Origin of the sequence: Brevundimonas sp., from assembly GCF_036676055.1 — a bacterium.
GTDB lineage: Bacteria > Pseudomonadota > Alphaproteobacteria > Caulobacterales > Caulobacteraceae > Brevundimonas.
Map to the genome: position 1 here is coordinate 30,547 of NZ_JAKFDS010000065.1, position 14,194 is coordinate 44,740.

Genomic DNA, 14,194 nt, shown 5'->3' on the forward strand with positions numbered 1-14,194 from the left:
CGCTTACCGGTTCAGGCTCAGGTGGTTGATCAGATCGCTGCGGGTGATCAGGCCCACAAACGCCTCTCCGTCCAGCACGATGGCCACCCGGTCTCGGTCGAACAGGGGGATCAGGGCTTCGAGGGATTCGGACACCTGCACCGTGTCGAGGTCGCGCGTCATCACCGAACCGACCGGCTTCCTGAAGCGCTCCTCGCGGGTGATCTCGTCGGTGTTCATCACATGGACGATGTCGCTCTCGTCGACGATCCCGACCAGTCGCCCGTCCGCGATCACCGGCAACTGGGAGACGTCAGCCCCCTTCATCCGCTTGAAGGCCGTGTCGAGCGTGTCGTCCGGACCGATCACGACCACGTCGCCATTCTCGTATTTGCGGGTGATCAGGTCCGACAGATCGCCATGCAACTCGCGTTGGCCCAGACCCTGATCCGCCAGCCAGGCGTCATTGTAGACCTTGGACAGGTATTTCGCCCCGGTGTCGCAGACGAAGGTCACCACCCGCTTCGGCTCGGTCTGTTCGCGGCACCAGCGCAGGGCCGCGGCGATCAGCGTGCCCGACGACGAGCCGGCCAGCACCCCCTCCTTCAGCAGCAGTTCGCGCACCGTGGCGACGGCCTCGGCGTCGGGGATCGAATAGGCGGTGTCGATCAGGTCCATGTCGGCCGTGTCCGGCACGAAATTCTGCCCGATGCCTTCGACCGTATAGCTGCCCTCCGGCCCGGGAACGCCCTCGTTGACGAGGCCCGCGAGGGTCGAACCGACCGGATCGGCGAGGATGATCTTCGCGTCCGAACCGACGCTTTTCAGGAACCGGGCGATGCCGGTGATGGTGCCGCCAGAGCCGATGCCGGCGACGAAGGCGTCGATGTCGCGGCCCATCTGCTCCCAGATCTCGGGACCGGTGGTCTGGAAATGGGCCAGGGAGTTGGCGTCGTTGGCGAACTGGTTGACGTAGAACCCGCCCGGGATCTGCTGCGCCAGACGCTCCGCCATGTCGGTGTAATATTCCGGATGCCCGTGCGGCACGTCCGAACGCGTCAGGCGAACATCGGCGCCCATCGCTCTGAGATGCTGGATTTTTTCCTTGGACATCTTGTCCGGGATGACCAGCAGCACCTTATACCCCTTGGCTTGACCCACCAAGGTCAGCGCCAGCCCGGTGTTGCCGGCCGTCGCCTCGACGATGGTCCCGCCGGGCTTCAGAAACCCCTCCGCCTCCGCCGCCGCGATCATCGACAGCGCGATGCGGTCCTTGATCGATCCGCCCGGGTTCTGCGATTCCAGTTTCAGGAACAGCCGGCACGGGCCGGTGTCCATCTTCGTCACCTCCACCATCGGCGTCTTGCCGATCAGGTCCAGCAGCGAGCCGGTCGGACCGGTCAGGACCGGGGCGGGGGCGAGAGACATTCAGACAACTCCACAGGGCTTGGAGCCGAAAGCTAGGCTCCACCCCTCTTCACGACAAGCCGCGCAAGATTTCGCCTCCGAACAGGCGTGAAGCGCGTTATCTAGGATTCCAATGACCAAATCTCCCAAACGCCCGGCCGCCGGCCTTCCCGACAAGGCTGCCCTCCTCGCCTTCCTGCGCGAGGCCGGATCGGCCGAGAAGACCGATATCGCCCGCCATTTCGGCCTGAAAGGCGGGGACCGCCGCGCCCTGCGAGAAATGATCCGCGAGCTTGAGGCCGCGGGTGAACTCGGCAAGCGCGGCCGCAAGGGCTTTTCCGAAGCCGGCGCCCTGCCCCCCGTCGGCGTCGCCGATGTGATCGAACGGGACGTCGACGGCGAGCTCTACGTCCGCCTCGTCGAGGCGTCGCCCGATGCGCCCCGCGCCATCCTCGTTCCCGACAACACCGGCAAGACCGGCGCCGCCCCCGGCCTCGGGGCCCGCGTCCTGGCCAAATTCTCGCGCGGCGAGGACGGTTGGGAAGCCCGGGTCATCAAGGTGCTCGACACCGATACGAACCGCGTCCTCGGCGTCATCCGCAAATCCAACAAGGAGGTCCGGGTCGAACCCGTCGACCGCCGCTCGAAGGACGTCCTCCTGGTCCCCCACGCCCAGGGCGCCGACCTCCGCGACGGCGATCTGGTGCTGGCCGCCATCGAGAAGGGCGAGCAGCGCTACGGACCCAAACGCGGCAAGATCCTTGAGACCATAGGCCGCGAGGACGATCCCCGCGCCGCCTCCCTGATCGCCATCGCCGCCCACAATGTGCCGATGGGCTTCTCCGACAAGGTTCTGCAGGAGGCCGAGGACCAGGCCCTGCCGACGCTCCAGGGACGCGAGGACCTGCGCGACCTGCCGTTGATCACCATCGATCCCGCCGACGCCCGCGACCACGACGACGCGGTCTTCGCCCAGCGCGACGAGGATCCGAAGAACGAGGGCGGCTGGGTCGTCTGGGTCGCCATCGCCGACGTCTCCGCCTACGTCCGCGCCGGAACGGCCCTCGACCGCGAAGCGCGCGAGAAGGGCAATTCGACCTACTTCCCCGACCGCGTCGAGCCGATGCTGCCCGAGGTCCTGTCCAATGGCCTGTGCAGCCTCAAGCACGGCCAGAACCGCGCCTGCCTCGCCGTCCGCATGGTCTTCGACAAGGACGGGCGGAAGATCGGCCACAAGTTCGTCCGCGGCCTGATGCGGTCGCACGCCAGCCTCAGCTACGAACAGGCCCAGGCCGCCATCGACGGCCCGGAAAACGGCGGCGGGACCGACGACATCACCGGCCCGATCATGGACCTGATCCTGTACCCGCTGTGGAACGCCTACCGGGCCATGCTCAAGGGCCGCACCAAACGCTCCCCGCTGGCCATCGAAAGCCCCGAACGCAAGGTGCTGATGGACCCGGGCGGCGGCATCGGGACCATCGAGCCGCGCAAGTCGCTGGAGGCGCATCGCCTGATCGAGGAGATGATGATCCAGGCCAACGTCTGCGCCGCCGAGACGCTGGAGCAGAAGAAGACGCCCCTGCTCTACCGCGTCCACGACGCCCCCAGTCAGGAGAAGCTGTTCAACCTCGGCGACTTCCTCCAGACCATCGGCAAGCCGTGGAACAAGGGCGAGCCCGCGACTACCAAACGGTTCAACAAGCTCCTCGACGAGACCCGCGACACCCCCCACGCGGAGGTCGTCAACGAGGTCGTCCTGCGCACCCAGATGCAGGCCATCTATTCGCCGGAGAACGTCGGCCACTTCGGCCTCAACCTCGACCGCTACGCCCACTTCACCTCGCCGATCCGGCGCTATTCCGACCTGATCGTCCACCGCGGTCTGATCCGCGCCCTCGGCCTCGGCAAGGACGGCCTGACCGACCGCGAGATCAGCGAACTGCCCGCCATCGCCGAACAGGTGACGATGACCGAGCGCCGCTCCATGGCCGCCGAGCGCGCCGCCATGGACCGCTATATGGCCTCCTTCCTGTCCGAGCGCGTCGGCGCGACCTTCACCGGCCGCATCACCGGCGTGACCCGCTTCGGCCTGTTCATCCGCCTCGATGAGACCGGCGCCGACGGCCTCGTCCCCGTCTCCACCTTGGGCGGCGAATATTTCCACCACGACGACCGCATCCACGCCCTTGTCGGCGAACGCAGCGGCCAGCGCTGGACCCTGGGCCGCACCGTCGAGGTCAAGCTGGTCGAGGCCACGCCGGTCACCGGCGGTCTCGTATTCGAAATGATCTCGGACCCGGCCCCGCGCGACCCCAACGCCCCTGCCCCCCGCCTCGGCGTCCGCGCCCGCGGCAAGGGCGGCGACGGCTTCCCGAAGCGCGGCGGCGCCCGCCCCGGCGGTCCCAAGCCTCCCCGCGGCGGCAAACCCTCCGGCGGCCTGAAGGGCGTCCGCAAGGGCAAGCGGCGGTGAGCCAGCCGTTCGACGCGGCGCAGGATCTCAGGGACGCCCCGCGCACCGGGGACCGCCAGCGCCCGAAGGACGCCGCCACCCTGATCCTGACCCGGGTCCGGAAACGCGCGCCCGAGGTGCTGATGGGCCGGCGCGCGCCCGGCCACGTCTTCATGGCGGCCAAGTGGGTCTTTCCCGGCGGTCGGGTGGAGCGAGCCGACCATTCCGCCGCCTTCGCCACCGATCTCGCCGACGCCGACGCAATCCGGCTGCACCGCGAGATGACGCCCCGCCGCGCCCGCGCCCTGGCCCTCGCCGCCGTGCGCGAGACCTTCGAGGAGACCGGCCTTCTGCTGGCGGAGCCGGCCCCGCCCGCCTCCGTCGCCGGACCGTGGCGCGAGTTCCGGGCCGCCGGGGCCCTGCCCGATCTCGCGGCGCTCCGCTACATCGCCCGCGCGATCACCCCGCCCGGCCGCAGCCGCCGCTTCGACGCCCGTTTCTTCATGGCCGACGCCTCGGCCCTGCTCCATCCCGAGCCCACCGCCGGCTCCGGCGAGTTGGACGAGATCGCCTGGCTGCCGCTCGCGGACGCCCGCTCCCTCGACCTCCCGGCCATCACCCGCTTCGTGCTCGGCGAGGTCTCCGACCGTCTGACCCATCCGCAGCGCCCGGTGCCCTTCGTGCGCATGATCCGCGGCCGGCACGTCGTCGAGCATCAGGATTGAAGCTCCGCCCGCTTTGACCCCGGCCCCGCTCGCCGGTATGCCGACGGGATGAAGCTCGAGGTTCCGTTCATCAAGCTGCCGTTCCGCTTCGACGCGGCCCGGCTGCAGGAAGAGGTCGCGGCCTTCCCGGCCGAGGCCTGGGTGCGTCACCCCAACAATCTCGACGGCAACAGCGCCCTGCGCCTGATCACCGTCGGCGGCGGCGAGAACGACGACGTCGCCGGGCCCATGGCCATGACGCCCCACCTGAAGGCCTCGCCCTATCTGCAGCAGGTGCTGGCCCATTTCGGCGTGGTCTGGAGCCGCTCGCGCCTGATGAAGCTCGGCCCCGGGTCGACGGTGCCGATGCACACCGACATCAATTACCACTGGTTCCACCGCGTCCGGCTGCACATCCCGATCGTGACCACGCCGGATGTCCGGTTCTTCTGCGACGACCAGGTGGTGCACATGGGCCAGGGCGAGTCGTGGATCTTCGACAACTGGCGTCCGCACAAGGTCGAGAACGGCTCGGACATCGAGCGCGTCCACCTCGTCGCCGACACCACCGGGAACAGCCGATTCTGGGACATGGCCCACGCCGCCGCGGCCCAGGACATCCCGCCCCAGGCCGTGCCGTACCAGCCCGGCGCCCGCGTCGGCATCGCCACCGAGCAGCACAACATCTACCGTGTCATGCCCCCGTCCGAGGTCGACGACCTGCTGCGCGACCTGGCCGAGGAGACGGTCTCGCTCAAGCCGGGCGACGCGGGCGCCGAGGAGTTCGCCCGCTATCAGCGCGTCCTCTACGGCTTCCGCCAGGACTGGCGTCAGCTGTGGTCCCTGTTCGCCGACACCGACCGCGGCGTGCCCCACTACCGCAAGCGGCTGGAGATGCTGCTGCAGCAGGTCCAGGCCCTCGGCGACGACCTGCGCGTCCGCTCCAACCAGATGCCGGTGCTGCGCGTCATCGGCCAGCGCATCGGCACCTATGCCGTGAATCCCGAGGTCGGCGTCATGGGCGCTCCGGCCGCCGGCTCCGGCGCCACGACCCCGGCCGCGCCGGCCGTCCGCCCGGTCGTGCGCACCCCCGACTACGACCGCCCCGTCATCATCGTCGCCGCGCCCCGCTCGGGCAGCACCGCCCTGTTCGAGACCCTCGCGGTCACGCCCCAGCTGCATAATCCCGGCGGCGAGGCCCACTGGCTGGTCGAGGGCTTCCGCATATTCCTGCCCGGCGCCCCCGGTGTCGACTCCAACCGCCTGACCGCGGACCGGATGACGCCCGAGATCGCCCTGGCCATGAAGTCGCGCCTGGCCGAGAAACTGGTCGACGCCGCCGGCGCCCCCGCCGCCGCCGCCTCGGTGCGCCTGCTCGAGAAGACGCCCAAGAACGCCCTGCGCATCCCCTTCTTCAACGCCCTCTTCCCGGACGCCCGCTTCGTCTTCCTGTGGCGCGAGCCGGAGGAGAACATCTCCAGCATCATCGACGCCTGGCGCGCCGGCGGCTGGGTCACCTATCCGCAGCTGCCCGGCTGGGACGGCCCGTGGTCCCTGCTGCTGCCGCCCGGCTGGCAGGGCCTCAAGGGCAGGCCCCTGCCCGAGGTCGCGGCCTATCAGTGGGCGACCACCAACCAGACCATCATGGACGATCTGGAGCAGCTGCCAGCCGACCGCCGTCACGTGGTCCGCTACAGCGACTTCCTCGCCGATCCGGCCGCCGTCATCCGCGGCGTCTGCGATTTCGCGGGGCTGGAGTTCGACCCGGCCCTGGTCGAGCGCACCGGCGGCGACCTGCCGCCCTCGCGCCACACCCTGACCCCGCCCGAAGCCGGCAAGTGGAAGAAGAACGCCGCCGAGATCGAGCCCCTGATCCCCGGCCTCCAGCCCCTGATCGAGCGCCTGCGCGCCTTCCGCTAAGCTATTCGGCCACCGGCCGCGTCAGATCGAACTCGACCCGCATGAACCGCCCGCCCGGACGGCGCAGCTCATAGGCGAAGATCCGCCTCGGATGGACCTCCATGGCCCAGACGTTGGTGGTGGAGACCTGCGCCCCGCCGGCGACGAACTGCTCGATCGACTCCCGGTCCACCGGAAATTCCTGCCGTTCGGCCGTACCCGCCCCGGCCGTGTCGCCGCCGTACATGTGATAGCCGTGGATCACGCCCTGCGGGTCGCGGTGATCATGCTTGAGCCGCAGCCCCGTCCCGGTGCGGGTCACGATCCAGCGCCGCGACCGGTCCTCGCCCACGGCGAACGGGATCCCCACTTCCCCGGCCGAGCAGTCGCGCACATGCATCACCAGCCGGTTCGCGCGGAAATCCGCATCCGCCGGGTCATCGCTCACCACCCGGCCCACGAATCTCTGGCCGCACAGGGCGTTCAGCCGCGCCATGAAGGCGTCTTGCGGATGGCTCGGCTCCGGCGCGCTGGCGCAGCCCGCCAGTATCGGCGACAGAAACAGGGCCGCGACCGCGGCGAGCGTCAGGGTTTTCATGCCCCCACCCTGACCCGCCAGGCCTTCCGGCTCAATGCGTCTCTCGCGCGGTTGACTTCCGGACGCGCCTGAGTATGTTCCGCGCCTCTCATTTCAGCGGCTTTCGCCGTCGCAAAGGTAATTCCGATGGCCAAGCCGGCTTCCATCAAGATCCGCCTGAACTCGACCGCCGACACGGGCTTCTTCTACGTCACCAAGAAGAACGCCCGCACCATGACCGAGAAGATGGTCGTCAAGAAATACGACCCGGTCGTGCGCAAGCACGTCGAGTTCAAGGAAGGCAAGATCAAGTAAGGCGCCTTACGACCTCGTCATCCTCGGACAACGAGCGAAGCGAGGCCGATCCGAGGATTTTCGAACGCCCGGTCGCAAGGCCGGGCGTTTTTCGTTGTCGGGCGTGGTAGGCTGCGGGATGACCGTTCACGACGACGACCAGCAGGCGCCGGCTGGCGAGACCCCCATCCAGCGGGCCCTCCGCCTCAAGCAGGCGATCATCGACGCCCGCCCCAAACCGCCCCGCGGCGGCCGCTTCCAACGCGAACAGGCGGCCAGCATCGCGGCCGGCAAATCCAAGCCCTGGATGAGCCGCTAGGCCTCAGGCGGCCCTTGCGATGACCTGGTTGCGGCCATGCGCCTTGGCCTCATAGACCCCTTCGTCGGCCCGCTTCAGCAGGGCCTCCGGCGTATCCCCGGCCACGCTCGCCGCCACCCCTACCGAGACGGTGATGGTCAGGCCCTCGCTGCCGCCCATGATCGGGAAGGGCTGGGCCTCGATGTCGCGGCGGATGCGGTCGGCCACCCGGGCGGCGTCCTCCAGGCTCGCGCCCGGCATCACCACCACGAACTCCTCGCCGCCGAAGCGGCACGGCAGGTCGATGGCCCGCACATTCGTCGCCAGCCGCACCGCGAACTCGCGCAGCACCTCGTCGCCGGCGTCATGGCCGAAGCTGTCGTTGACTGCCTTGAAGTGGTCGATGTCCATCACCAGCACCGCGACCGGATCGCCGCCGTGCGCCGCCCGCCCCACCATGGCCTGCAGCTGCCCCGCCATGTAGCGGCGGTTGTGCAGCCCCGTCAGCGCGTCGGTGACCGCCATCTCGAGGCTGTAGTCCAGCTTCTCCTTGAGGAAGTCGGCGTAGCGCTTGCGCTTGATCTGGGTCCGCGCCCGCGCCATCAGCTCTTCCGGATCGACCGGACGCGGCAGGATGTCGTTGACGCCCAGCTCCAGCGCCTTCAGCAGGCGCGGCCGGTCCGACGGCTCGACCACCGCCAGGATCGGCGTCCTGCGCGAGGCCTCGCTCGACCGCACCTGGGCCACGAAGCGAAGGCCGTCGAAGCTGCTGCTGGCCACATTGACGATCATCAGGTCGATCGGCCCGCGGGCCGCGATCAGGGCCGCCGCCGGGTCCGCCTCGACCACCGGCCGGTGTTCGCCGGCCAGATGGGCCTGCATCTTCTCGCTTTGCAACTCGTTGTCGTCGACGATCAGCACCCGGCCGCCGGAGCCGCGCAGTCGCCCGGCGCCGTCCGAATCGACGCCCAGCCGGCGGCCGCTTTCCTCGCGCTCCCGCAGTTCGTCCATCACCGCCTTCAGCCGCACCAGCGACTTGACCCGGGCGAACAGGATGACGTCGTCGATCGGCTTGGTGACGAAGTCGTCGGCCCCGACGCCCAGTCCCTTGATCTTGTCCTCGCGGCCATCGAGGGCGGTGACCAGCACGACCGGAATATGCCGCGTCACCGGATCGGCCTTCAGCCGCCGGCAGGTCTCGAACCCGTCCATGCCGGGCATCATCACGTCCAGCAGGATAATGTCGGGCCGTTCCGCCGCCGCGATCTCCAGCGCGCTGGCGCCGTCCATCGCCGTCAGCACCTCATAGTATTCCAGCGTCAGCTTGGCCTCGAGCAGGCGGACGTTCGGCTCGACGTCGTCGACGACCAGAATACGCGCCGTCATGGGACCAGCGCCTCGACCGGCCCGAGGTGTTTGCGGACCACCTCGAGGAAATGCATCACCGAGATCGGCTTGGAGATATAGGCCTCGCAGCCTCCCTGCCGGATCCGCTCCTCATCGCCCTTCATGGCGAAGGCGGTCACGGCGATGACGGGGATGTGGTTCAGCTCCTCATCGTCCTTCAGCCATTTGGTCACTTCCAGGCCGCTGATCTCGGGCAGCTGGATGTCCATCAGGATCAGGTCGGGGTGGTGCTGACGCGCCAGGGCGAGCGCCTGCAACCCCTCGCGGGTTTGCAGGGTGCGGTACCCCTGGGATTCGAGCAGATCATGAAAGAGCTTCATGTTCAGCTCGTTATCCTCAACGATGAGGACCGTCTTCGACATCATCACCCGGCCTGTTCGCCTCTCAGGAATGCGCGGCTGCGCGGAGGCTTGTTCGCCTTCTTCGTGAGCAGTCTGTCCCCGGTTCTCTTAAGTTGACGTGAAGCGGCCTTGTCAGGGTTACTCCCTCGCTTTCGTCATCCTCCGGCAAGCCGCGCCTTCGCGGCGCAGACCGGGGGACCCAGCGGCGCGCGGCAGCGCGAAGCTGTCGAGAGCGCCGCAGCTCACGACAGCCTGCCTGAACAGATCGCCTCCGGCGCCGCTGGGTCCCCCGGTCTCGCTACGCTCGCCGGAGGATGACGAAAGCAGTGGGGGAAACCGTGCAGATGATCGATACTAAGCTTCCCGCCATGACCCGCGCCCGCGCATGAAATCCATCTGCCGCGACTGCCTCCGGACCGCCGACGCCCCCGTCGAGCGCTGCCCGGCCTGCGCCTCGCGCCGGGTCGTCCGCCACGACGAGCTCTCGACCCTCGCCATCGCCCACCTCGACTGCGACGCCTTCTACGCCTCGGTCGAAAAGCGCGACCGGCCCGAGCTGCGCGACAAGCCCGTCATCGTCGGCGGCGGCAAGCGCGGCGTCGTCTCGACCTGCTGCTACGTCGCCCGCCAGTACGGCGTCCATTCGGCCATGCCGATGTTCAAGGCGCTCAAGGCCTGCCCCGGGGCGGTCGTCATCAAGCCTGACTTCAGCAAATACGTCGCCGCCAGCGAGGCCATCTTCGGCGCCGTGCGCGAACTGACGCCGCTGGTCCAGACCCTGTCGCTGGACGAGGCCTGGATCGACCTGTCGGGCACCGAACGCCTCAACGGCGGCCCGCCGGCCTTCCAGCTGGTCCGGCTGCAGAAGCGGATCGAGGATGAAACCGGCCTGACCGTCTCCATCGGCCTGGCTTCCAACCGCTTCCTCGCCAAGGTCGCCTCCGAGCTCGACAAGCCGCGCGGCTTCTCGGTCATCGGCTCCGAGGCCCAGGCCCTGCTGGCGCCCAAACCTGTCGGCGTCCTGCCCGGCGTCGGCCCGGTGTTCCGCAAGACCCTGCAGAGCGACGGCTACGCCACCATCGGCGATCTCGCCGCCGCCGACGTCCGCGATCTGGTCAAACGTTATGGCGAGACCGGCCTGCGCCTGCACGACCTGGCCCACGGCCGCGACGCGCGCGCCGTGAAGCCCGAGCACGACCGCAAGGGCATGAGCGCCGAGACCACCTTCAACGAGGACCTGACCGCCGCCGCCGATCTCGAGGCCGAGCTCTGGCCCCTGTGCGAGAAACTGGCCTCCAAGGCCCGCCGCGACGGCGTCGCCAGCCGGGTCGTGGTGCTGAAACTGCGCCGCACCGACTTCAGGATCGTCACCCGCCGCGTCACCCTGCCCGAGCCGGTCCAGACCGCCCGCGCCCTGTTCGCCGCCGGCCGCGCCCTGATGGCCCCCGAACTGGGCCGCCCCTACCGCCTGATCGGCATCGGCATGGGCGAGGTCCACGACGCCGTCGACGCCCCCTCGGCCCTGTTCGACTCCCTCGAGGCCCGCACCCTCAAGACCGAAACCGCCATCGACCGCTTGCGCGCAAAATTCGGAGCGGGGGCTGTGGTGGCGGGTAGAGCGCTGAAATAACCCTCTCCCGATGGGAGAGGGCTTGAGCGCACGGCGGCGTAGCCGTCGTCCTCGCGCTCAAGGGTGAGGGTCCACTGTCGGTGTCGGCGCAAGCCGCGTCGCTGTCCGGAGCGGCGGCTTGCGCCGCCCCCAACATCCGTCCCTCATCCGACGGGGCTCCGCCCCGCCACCTTCTCCCCTCGGGAGAAGGACAAGTCGCCATGACGCTGTGCTCCCAATCCGCGAAAATATGGTCGGGTTGTCACAAAATTCTCCTCCGATATCAACCACATCGCCTTTTCTCGACGCGATCTTCCCGCCCCGGAATTCAGCGGGCGTACAATGCTCCGTTTCGACCCCGACCGGTCTTTGACAATCGCACCCACCCCCGCGGCCCGAGGCGCGGCGCCAATCCGATAGCGAACGCTTCGGACGCTTCGGACGGTTCGGACGCCAATTTTCGCTTTTTACCCGGGTTAAACCCGTGTCGGCCCTTTCTGTAGCGCGCCGGGCTGAGGGACGGTGCTTCCGCCGCCCTCCCCGCATCGACGCCGCCCTTCCCTCGCGCTAAACCGCCCCCACATCCCCATCAGGAGCCTGCCCATGACCGTCGCCGCCCGCCTCGCCGAACTCGGCATCCAGTTGCCTGAGCCCGCCAGCGCGGTCGCCAACTATGTGCCCTTCGTCCAGACCGGAAACCTGCTCCACATCTCCGGCCAGCTGTCGAACGACGCCTCCGGCGGGATCAAGGGCACGGTCGGCGCCGACGTCACGCCGGAGCAGGCCAAGGCCGCCGCTCGCCTGTGCGGGATCAACCTGCTGGCCCAGATGTCGGCGGCCCTCGGCGGCGACCTCGAGCGCGTCGTCCGCGTTGTCAAACTGGGCGGCTTCGTCCAGGCCGCCGGCGACTTCGAGGCCATCCCGGCCGTCATCAACGGCTGCTCCGACCTGATGGTCGAGGCCTTCGGCGACAAGGGCCGCCACGCCCGCTCGGCCGTCGGCGTCTACAAGCTCCCGCTCGGCTTCGCCGTCGAGGTGGACGCCATCGTCGAGGTGCGGTGACCTTCACCCTCCGCGTTCACGATCGGGTCGCCGACATCGGCCGCGAGGCCTGGGACGCCTGCGCGTTCCCCGCCGGCGACCCGTTCGTCTCCTTCGACTTCCTCGACGCCTGCGAGGCTTCCGGCAGCGCCGTCCCGCGCGAAGGCTGGGCCGGCCGCCACCTTTCTCTTCAGGACGAGGCCGGCCGTGTCCTCGGCGTCCTGCCCCTCTGGCTCAAGGGCCACAGCCAGGGCGAATACGTCTTCGACCACAGCTGGGCCGACGCTTACGAACGGGCCGGCGGCCGCTACTATCCCAAGCTGCTGGCCGCCGTGCCCTTCACCCCCGTGACCGGCCCCCGCTTCCTCGCCCATCCCGACGCCGATCCCGCCACGGTGCGCGAGGCCCTGCTGCAGGGCGCCATCGCCCTGACCGAACGGCTCGGCGTCTCCTCCCTGCACGTCAACTTTCCGACCCGACCCGAATGGGACGCCATGGGCGAGGCCGGCCTGCTGCAGCGTCAGGACATGCAGTACGTCTGGCGCAACGGCGGCCACCAGACCTTCGACGACTTCCTCGCCGCCCTGTCCTCGAACCGGCGCAAGACCATCCGCCGCGAGCGCCGCGAGGCCCAGGCCGGCCTCGACATCCGCACCCTCACCGGCGCCGACATCACGGAGGCCCACTGGGACGCCTTCTTCGCCTTCTACATGGACACCGGCGAGCGCAAATGGGGCCGGCCCTATCTCACCCGCGACTTCTTCAGCCGCATCGGCGCGACCATGGCCGACCGCATCGCCCTGGTCATGGCCTTCCGCGAGGGAACGCCCATCGCCGGCGCCCTCAACCTGATCGGCCGCGACGCCCTCTACGGCCGCCAGTGGGGCGCGCTGGAGGAGGTCCCCTTCCTCCATTTCGAGCTCTGCTACTACCGGGCCATCGAGTTCGCCATCGAGCGCGGCCTCGCGCGCGTCGAGGCCGGGGCCCAGGGCGAGCACAAGATCGCCCGCGGCTATCTGCCCTCGCCGGTCTACTCGGCCCACTGGATCGCCGACCCGGCCCTGCGCCGCCCGGTCGCAGACTATCTGGCGCGCGAACGGCCCGCCGTCGCCGCCGAAATCGGCGCCCTGACGGAAGAGCTCTCGCCCTTCCGCAAGGACGTCCAGTGACTCAGTCGCGCCGGTCGCCGCCGATGAACCAGCCGGCGATCCAGCTGACCACGCCGGTGACGATGGCCGCGCCGATGCCGGCCGTCAGGCCGTCGACCACGAAGCCGCCCAGCAGGGCCGCCACCAGACCGATGACCGCCGCGTTCACCACCAGCAGGAAAAGGCCGAAGGTGATGATCGTCAGCGGGAAGGTCAGGACGGTCAGGACCGGCCGCACGATGGCGTTGGCGATCCCCAGCAGGATCGCGGCCAACAGCAGGGTCGGCGTGTCGGTGAACCCGACCCCGGGCACGACCTGCGCCGCCAGCCACAAGGCCAGGCAGGTGACGAGAAACTGGACGATGAAACGCAGCATTGCCGACTCCCTCTGGACCTTGACCATAACACCCGAACGCCGCCGGGGCTCCCCCCTCCCGGTCGCCGTTGCTAGCCTCGCCTGAACTTGCCGGAGCGCCCCGATGACCCTTCAAGCCCCCTACGATCCCGACAACATTTTCGCGAAGATCCTGCGCGGCGAGATTCCTTCAGTGAAGGTCTGGGAGGACGACCACATCCTCGCCTTCATGGACGTCTTTCCCCAGTCCGAGGGCCATGTGCTGGTCATCTCCAAGACCTCCACGGCCCGCACCCTGCTCGACATTGAGCCCGAGGTCCTGGCCCGGCTGGCCGACGCCACCCGGCGCACCGCCCGCGCCGTGGTCAAGGCCCTGCGGCCGCAAGGCTTCCAGATCATGCAGTTCAATGGCGAGGCGGGCGGCCAGACCGTCTTCCACCTGCATTTCCACATCGTGCCGCGCTGGTCCGACCGGCCCATGAAGGGTCACGGCCACGCTCCCATGGCCGAGCCGGAGGCGCTGCGCGCCCTCGCCGACCGCATCGCCGCCGCCCTCGATTGACCCGGGCCCGGCCTGCCAGCATAAGGGCCGCCGTCACGACGGACGCCGGTTTAGCTCAGCTGGTAGAGCAGCGGTTTTGTAAACCGAAGGTCGCGGGTTCGATTCCTGCAACCGGCACCAG

Annotated in this window: 14 protein-coding genes and 1 tRNA gene; 10 read left to right on the forward strand and 5 right to left on the reverse strand. The window is 69.1% G+C overall.

Features of this window, described 5'->3' with window-relative positions:
• Positions 1 to 3: 3 nt before the first annotated feature.
• On the reverse strand, positions 4 to 1,407 hold the full coding sequence (locus tag V6M45_RS11335; protein ID WP_332656487.1) for a cystathionine beta-synthase: 1,404 nt from the start codon (positions 1,405 to 1,407) through the stop codon (positions 4 to 6).
• A gap of 112 nt (positions 1,408 to 1,519) precedes the next feature.
• On the opposite strand from V6M45_RS11335, the gene rnr reads away from it, so the two are divergent.
• Genes rnr through V6M45_RS11350 form a run of 3 tightly spaced genes read left to right on the forward strand, consistent with a single transcriptional unit; the run spans position 1,520 to position 6,462 of the window.
• A complete protein-coding gene (rnr, locus tag V6M45_RS11340; RefSeq protein WP_332656489.1) occupies positions 1,520 to 3,859 on the forward strand; it encodes a ribonuclease R in 2,340 nt (779 codons plus the stop codon).
• Positions 3,856 to 4,563 carry an NUDIX hydrolase gene (locus V6M45_RS11345; RefSeq protein ID WP_332656491.1) on the forward strand — a complete coding sequence of 236 codons (708 nt, stop codon included), beginning with the start codon at positions 3,856 to 3,858 and terminating at the stop codon, positions 4,561 to 4,563. The genes rnr and V6M45_RS11345 overlap by 4 nt, the downstream gene beginning before the upstream one ends.
• A gap of 48 nt (positions 4,564 to 4,611) precedes the next feature.
• The gene (locus V6M45_RS11350; RefSeq protein WP_332656493.1) at positions 4,612 to 6,462 is read left to right on the forward strand and encodes a sulfotransferase; all 1,851 of its coding nucleotides are present in this window, start codon (positions 4,612 to 4,614) and stop codon (positions 6,460 to 6,462) included.
• A gap of 1 nt (position 6,463) precedes the next feature.
• Here V6M45_RS11350 and V6M45_RS11355 read toward each other — a convergent pair whose 3' ends face one another.
• Positions 6,464 to 7,039 (reverse strand): hypothetical protein, encoded by a 576-nt coding sequence (locus tag V6M45_RS11355; protein ID WP_332656495.1) that lies wholly within the window; start codon positions 7,037 to 7,039, stop codon positions 6,464 to 6,466.
• A 126-nt stretch (positions 7,040 to 7,165) separates the two neighbouring features.
• On the opposite strand from V6M45_RS11355, the gene rpmG reads away from it, so the two are divergent.
• Together rpmG and V6M45_RS11365 are read left to right on the forward strand one after the other, a co-directional pair.
• Complete coding sequence (rpmG, locus tag V6M45_RS11360) at positions 7,166 to 7,333, forward strand: 50S ribosomal protein L33 (RefSeq protein WP_003164451.1); 168 nt, start codon at positions 7,166 to 7,168, stop codon at positions 7,331 to 7,333.
• 118 nt (positions 7,334 to 7,451) lie between these two features.
• The gene (locus V6M45_RS11365; protein ID WP_332656498.1) at positions 7,452 to 7,631 is read left to right on the forward strand and encodes a hypothetical protein; all 180 of its coding nucleotides are present in this window, start codon (positions 7,452 to 7,454) and stop codon (positions 7,629 to 7,631) included.
• Between the two features lie 3 nt (positions 7,632 to 7,634).
• On the opposite strand, the gene V6M45_RS11370 is transcribed toward V6M45_RS11365, so the two are convergent.
• Together V6M45_RS11370 and V6M45_RS11375 are read right to left on the reverse strand one after the other, a co-directional pair.
• Positions 7,635 to 8,996 carry a PleD family two-component system response regulator gene (locus V6M45_RS11370; RefSeq protein ID WP_332656500.1) on the reverse strand — a complete coding sequence of 454 codons (1,362 nt, stop codon included), beginning with the start codon at positions 8,994 to 8,996 and terminating at the stop codon, positions 7,635 to 7,637.
• The gene (locus tag V6M45_RS11375; RefSeq protein WP_332656502.1) at positions 8,993 to 9,379 is read right to left on the reverse strand and encodes a response regulator; all 387 of its coding nucleotides are present in this window, start codon (positions 9,377 to 9,379) and stop codon (positions 8,993 to 8,995) included. The genes V6M45_RS11370 and V6M45_RS11375 overlap by 4 nt, the downstream gene beginning before the upstream one ends.
• A 364-nt stretch (positions 9,380 to 9,743) precedes the next feature.
• On the opposite strand from V6M45_RS11375, the gene V6M45_RS11380 reads away from it, so the two are divergent.
• From V6M45_RS11380 to V6M45_RS11390, 3 genes are all read left to right on the forward strand, one after another.
• Complete coding sequence (locus V6M45_RS11380; protein ID WP_332656504.1) at positions 9,744 to 10,988, forward strand: DNA polymerase IV; 1,245 nt, start codon at positions 9,744 to 9,746, stop codon at positions 10,986 to 10,988.
• 582 nt (positions 10,989 to 11,570) lie between these two features.
• On the forward strand, positions 11,571 to 12,029 hold the full coding sequence (locus tag V6M45_RS11385) for a RidA family protein (protein WP_332656506.1): 459 nt from the start codon (positions 11,571 to 11,573) through the stop codon (positions 12,027 to 12,029).
• The gene (locus tag V6M45_RS11390) at positions 12,026 to 13,177 is read left to right on the forward strand and encodes a GNAT family N-acetyltransferase (RefSeq protein WP_332656508.1); all 1,152 of its coding nucleotides are present in this window, start codon (positions 12,026 to 12,028) and stop codon (positions 13,175 to 13,177) included. Before V6M45_RS11385 ends, V6M45_RS11390 begins: the two co-directional genes overlap by 4 nt.
• Before the next feature lies 1 nt (position 13,178).
• Here V6M45_RS11390 and V6M45_RS11395 read toward each other — a convergent pair whose 3' ends face one another.
• On the reverse strand, positions 13,179 to 13,532 hold the full coding sequence (locus tag V6M45_RS11395) for a phage holin family protein (RefSeq protein WP_332656510.1): 354 nt from the start codon (positions 13,530 to 13,532) through the stop codon (positions 13,179 to 13,181).
• A 103-nt stretch (positions 13,533 to 13,635) separates the two neighbouring features.
• On the opposite strand from V6M45_RS11395, the gene V6M45_RS11400 reads away from it, so the two are divergent.
• Together V6M45_RS11400 and V6M45_RS11405 are read left to right on the forward strand one after the other, a co-directional pair.
• Positions 13,636 to 14,073, forward strand: a complete 438-nt coding sequence (locus V6M45_RS11400; RefSeq protein WP_332656512.1) for an HIT family protein — start codon at positions 13,636 to 13,638, stop codon at positions 14,071 to 14,073.
• 44 nt (positions 14,074 to 14,117) lie between these two features.
• Positions 14,118 to 14,193, forward strand: a tRNA-Thr gene (locus V6M45_RS11405).
• Position 14,194 lies beyond the last annotated feature (1 nt).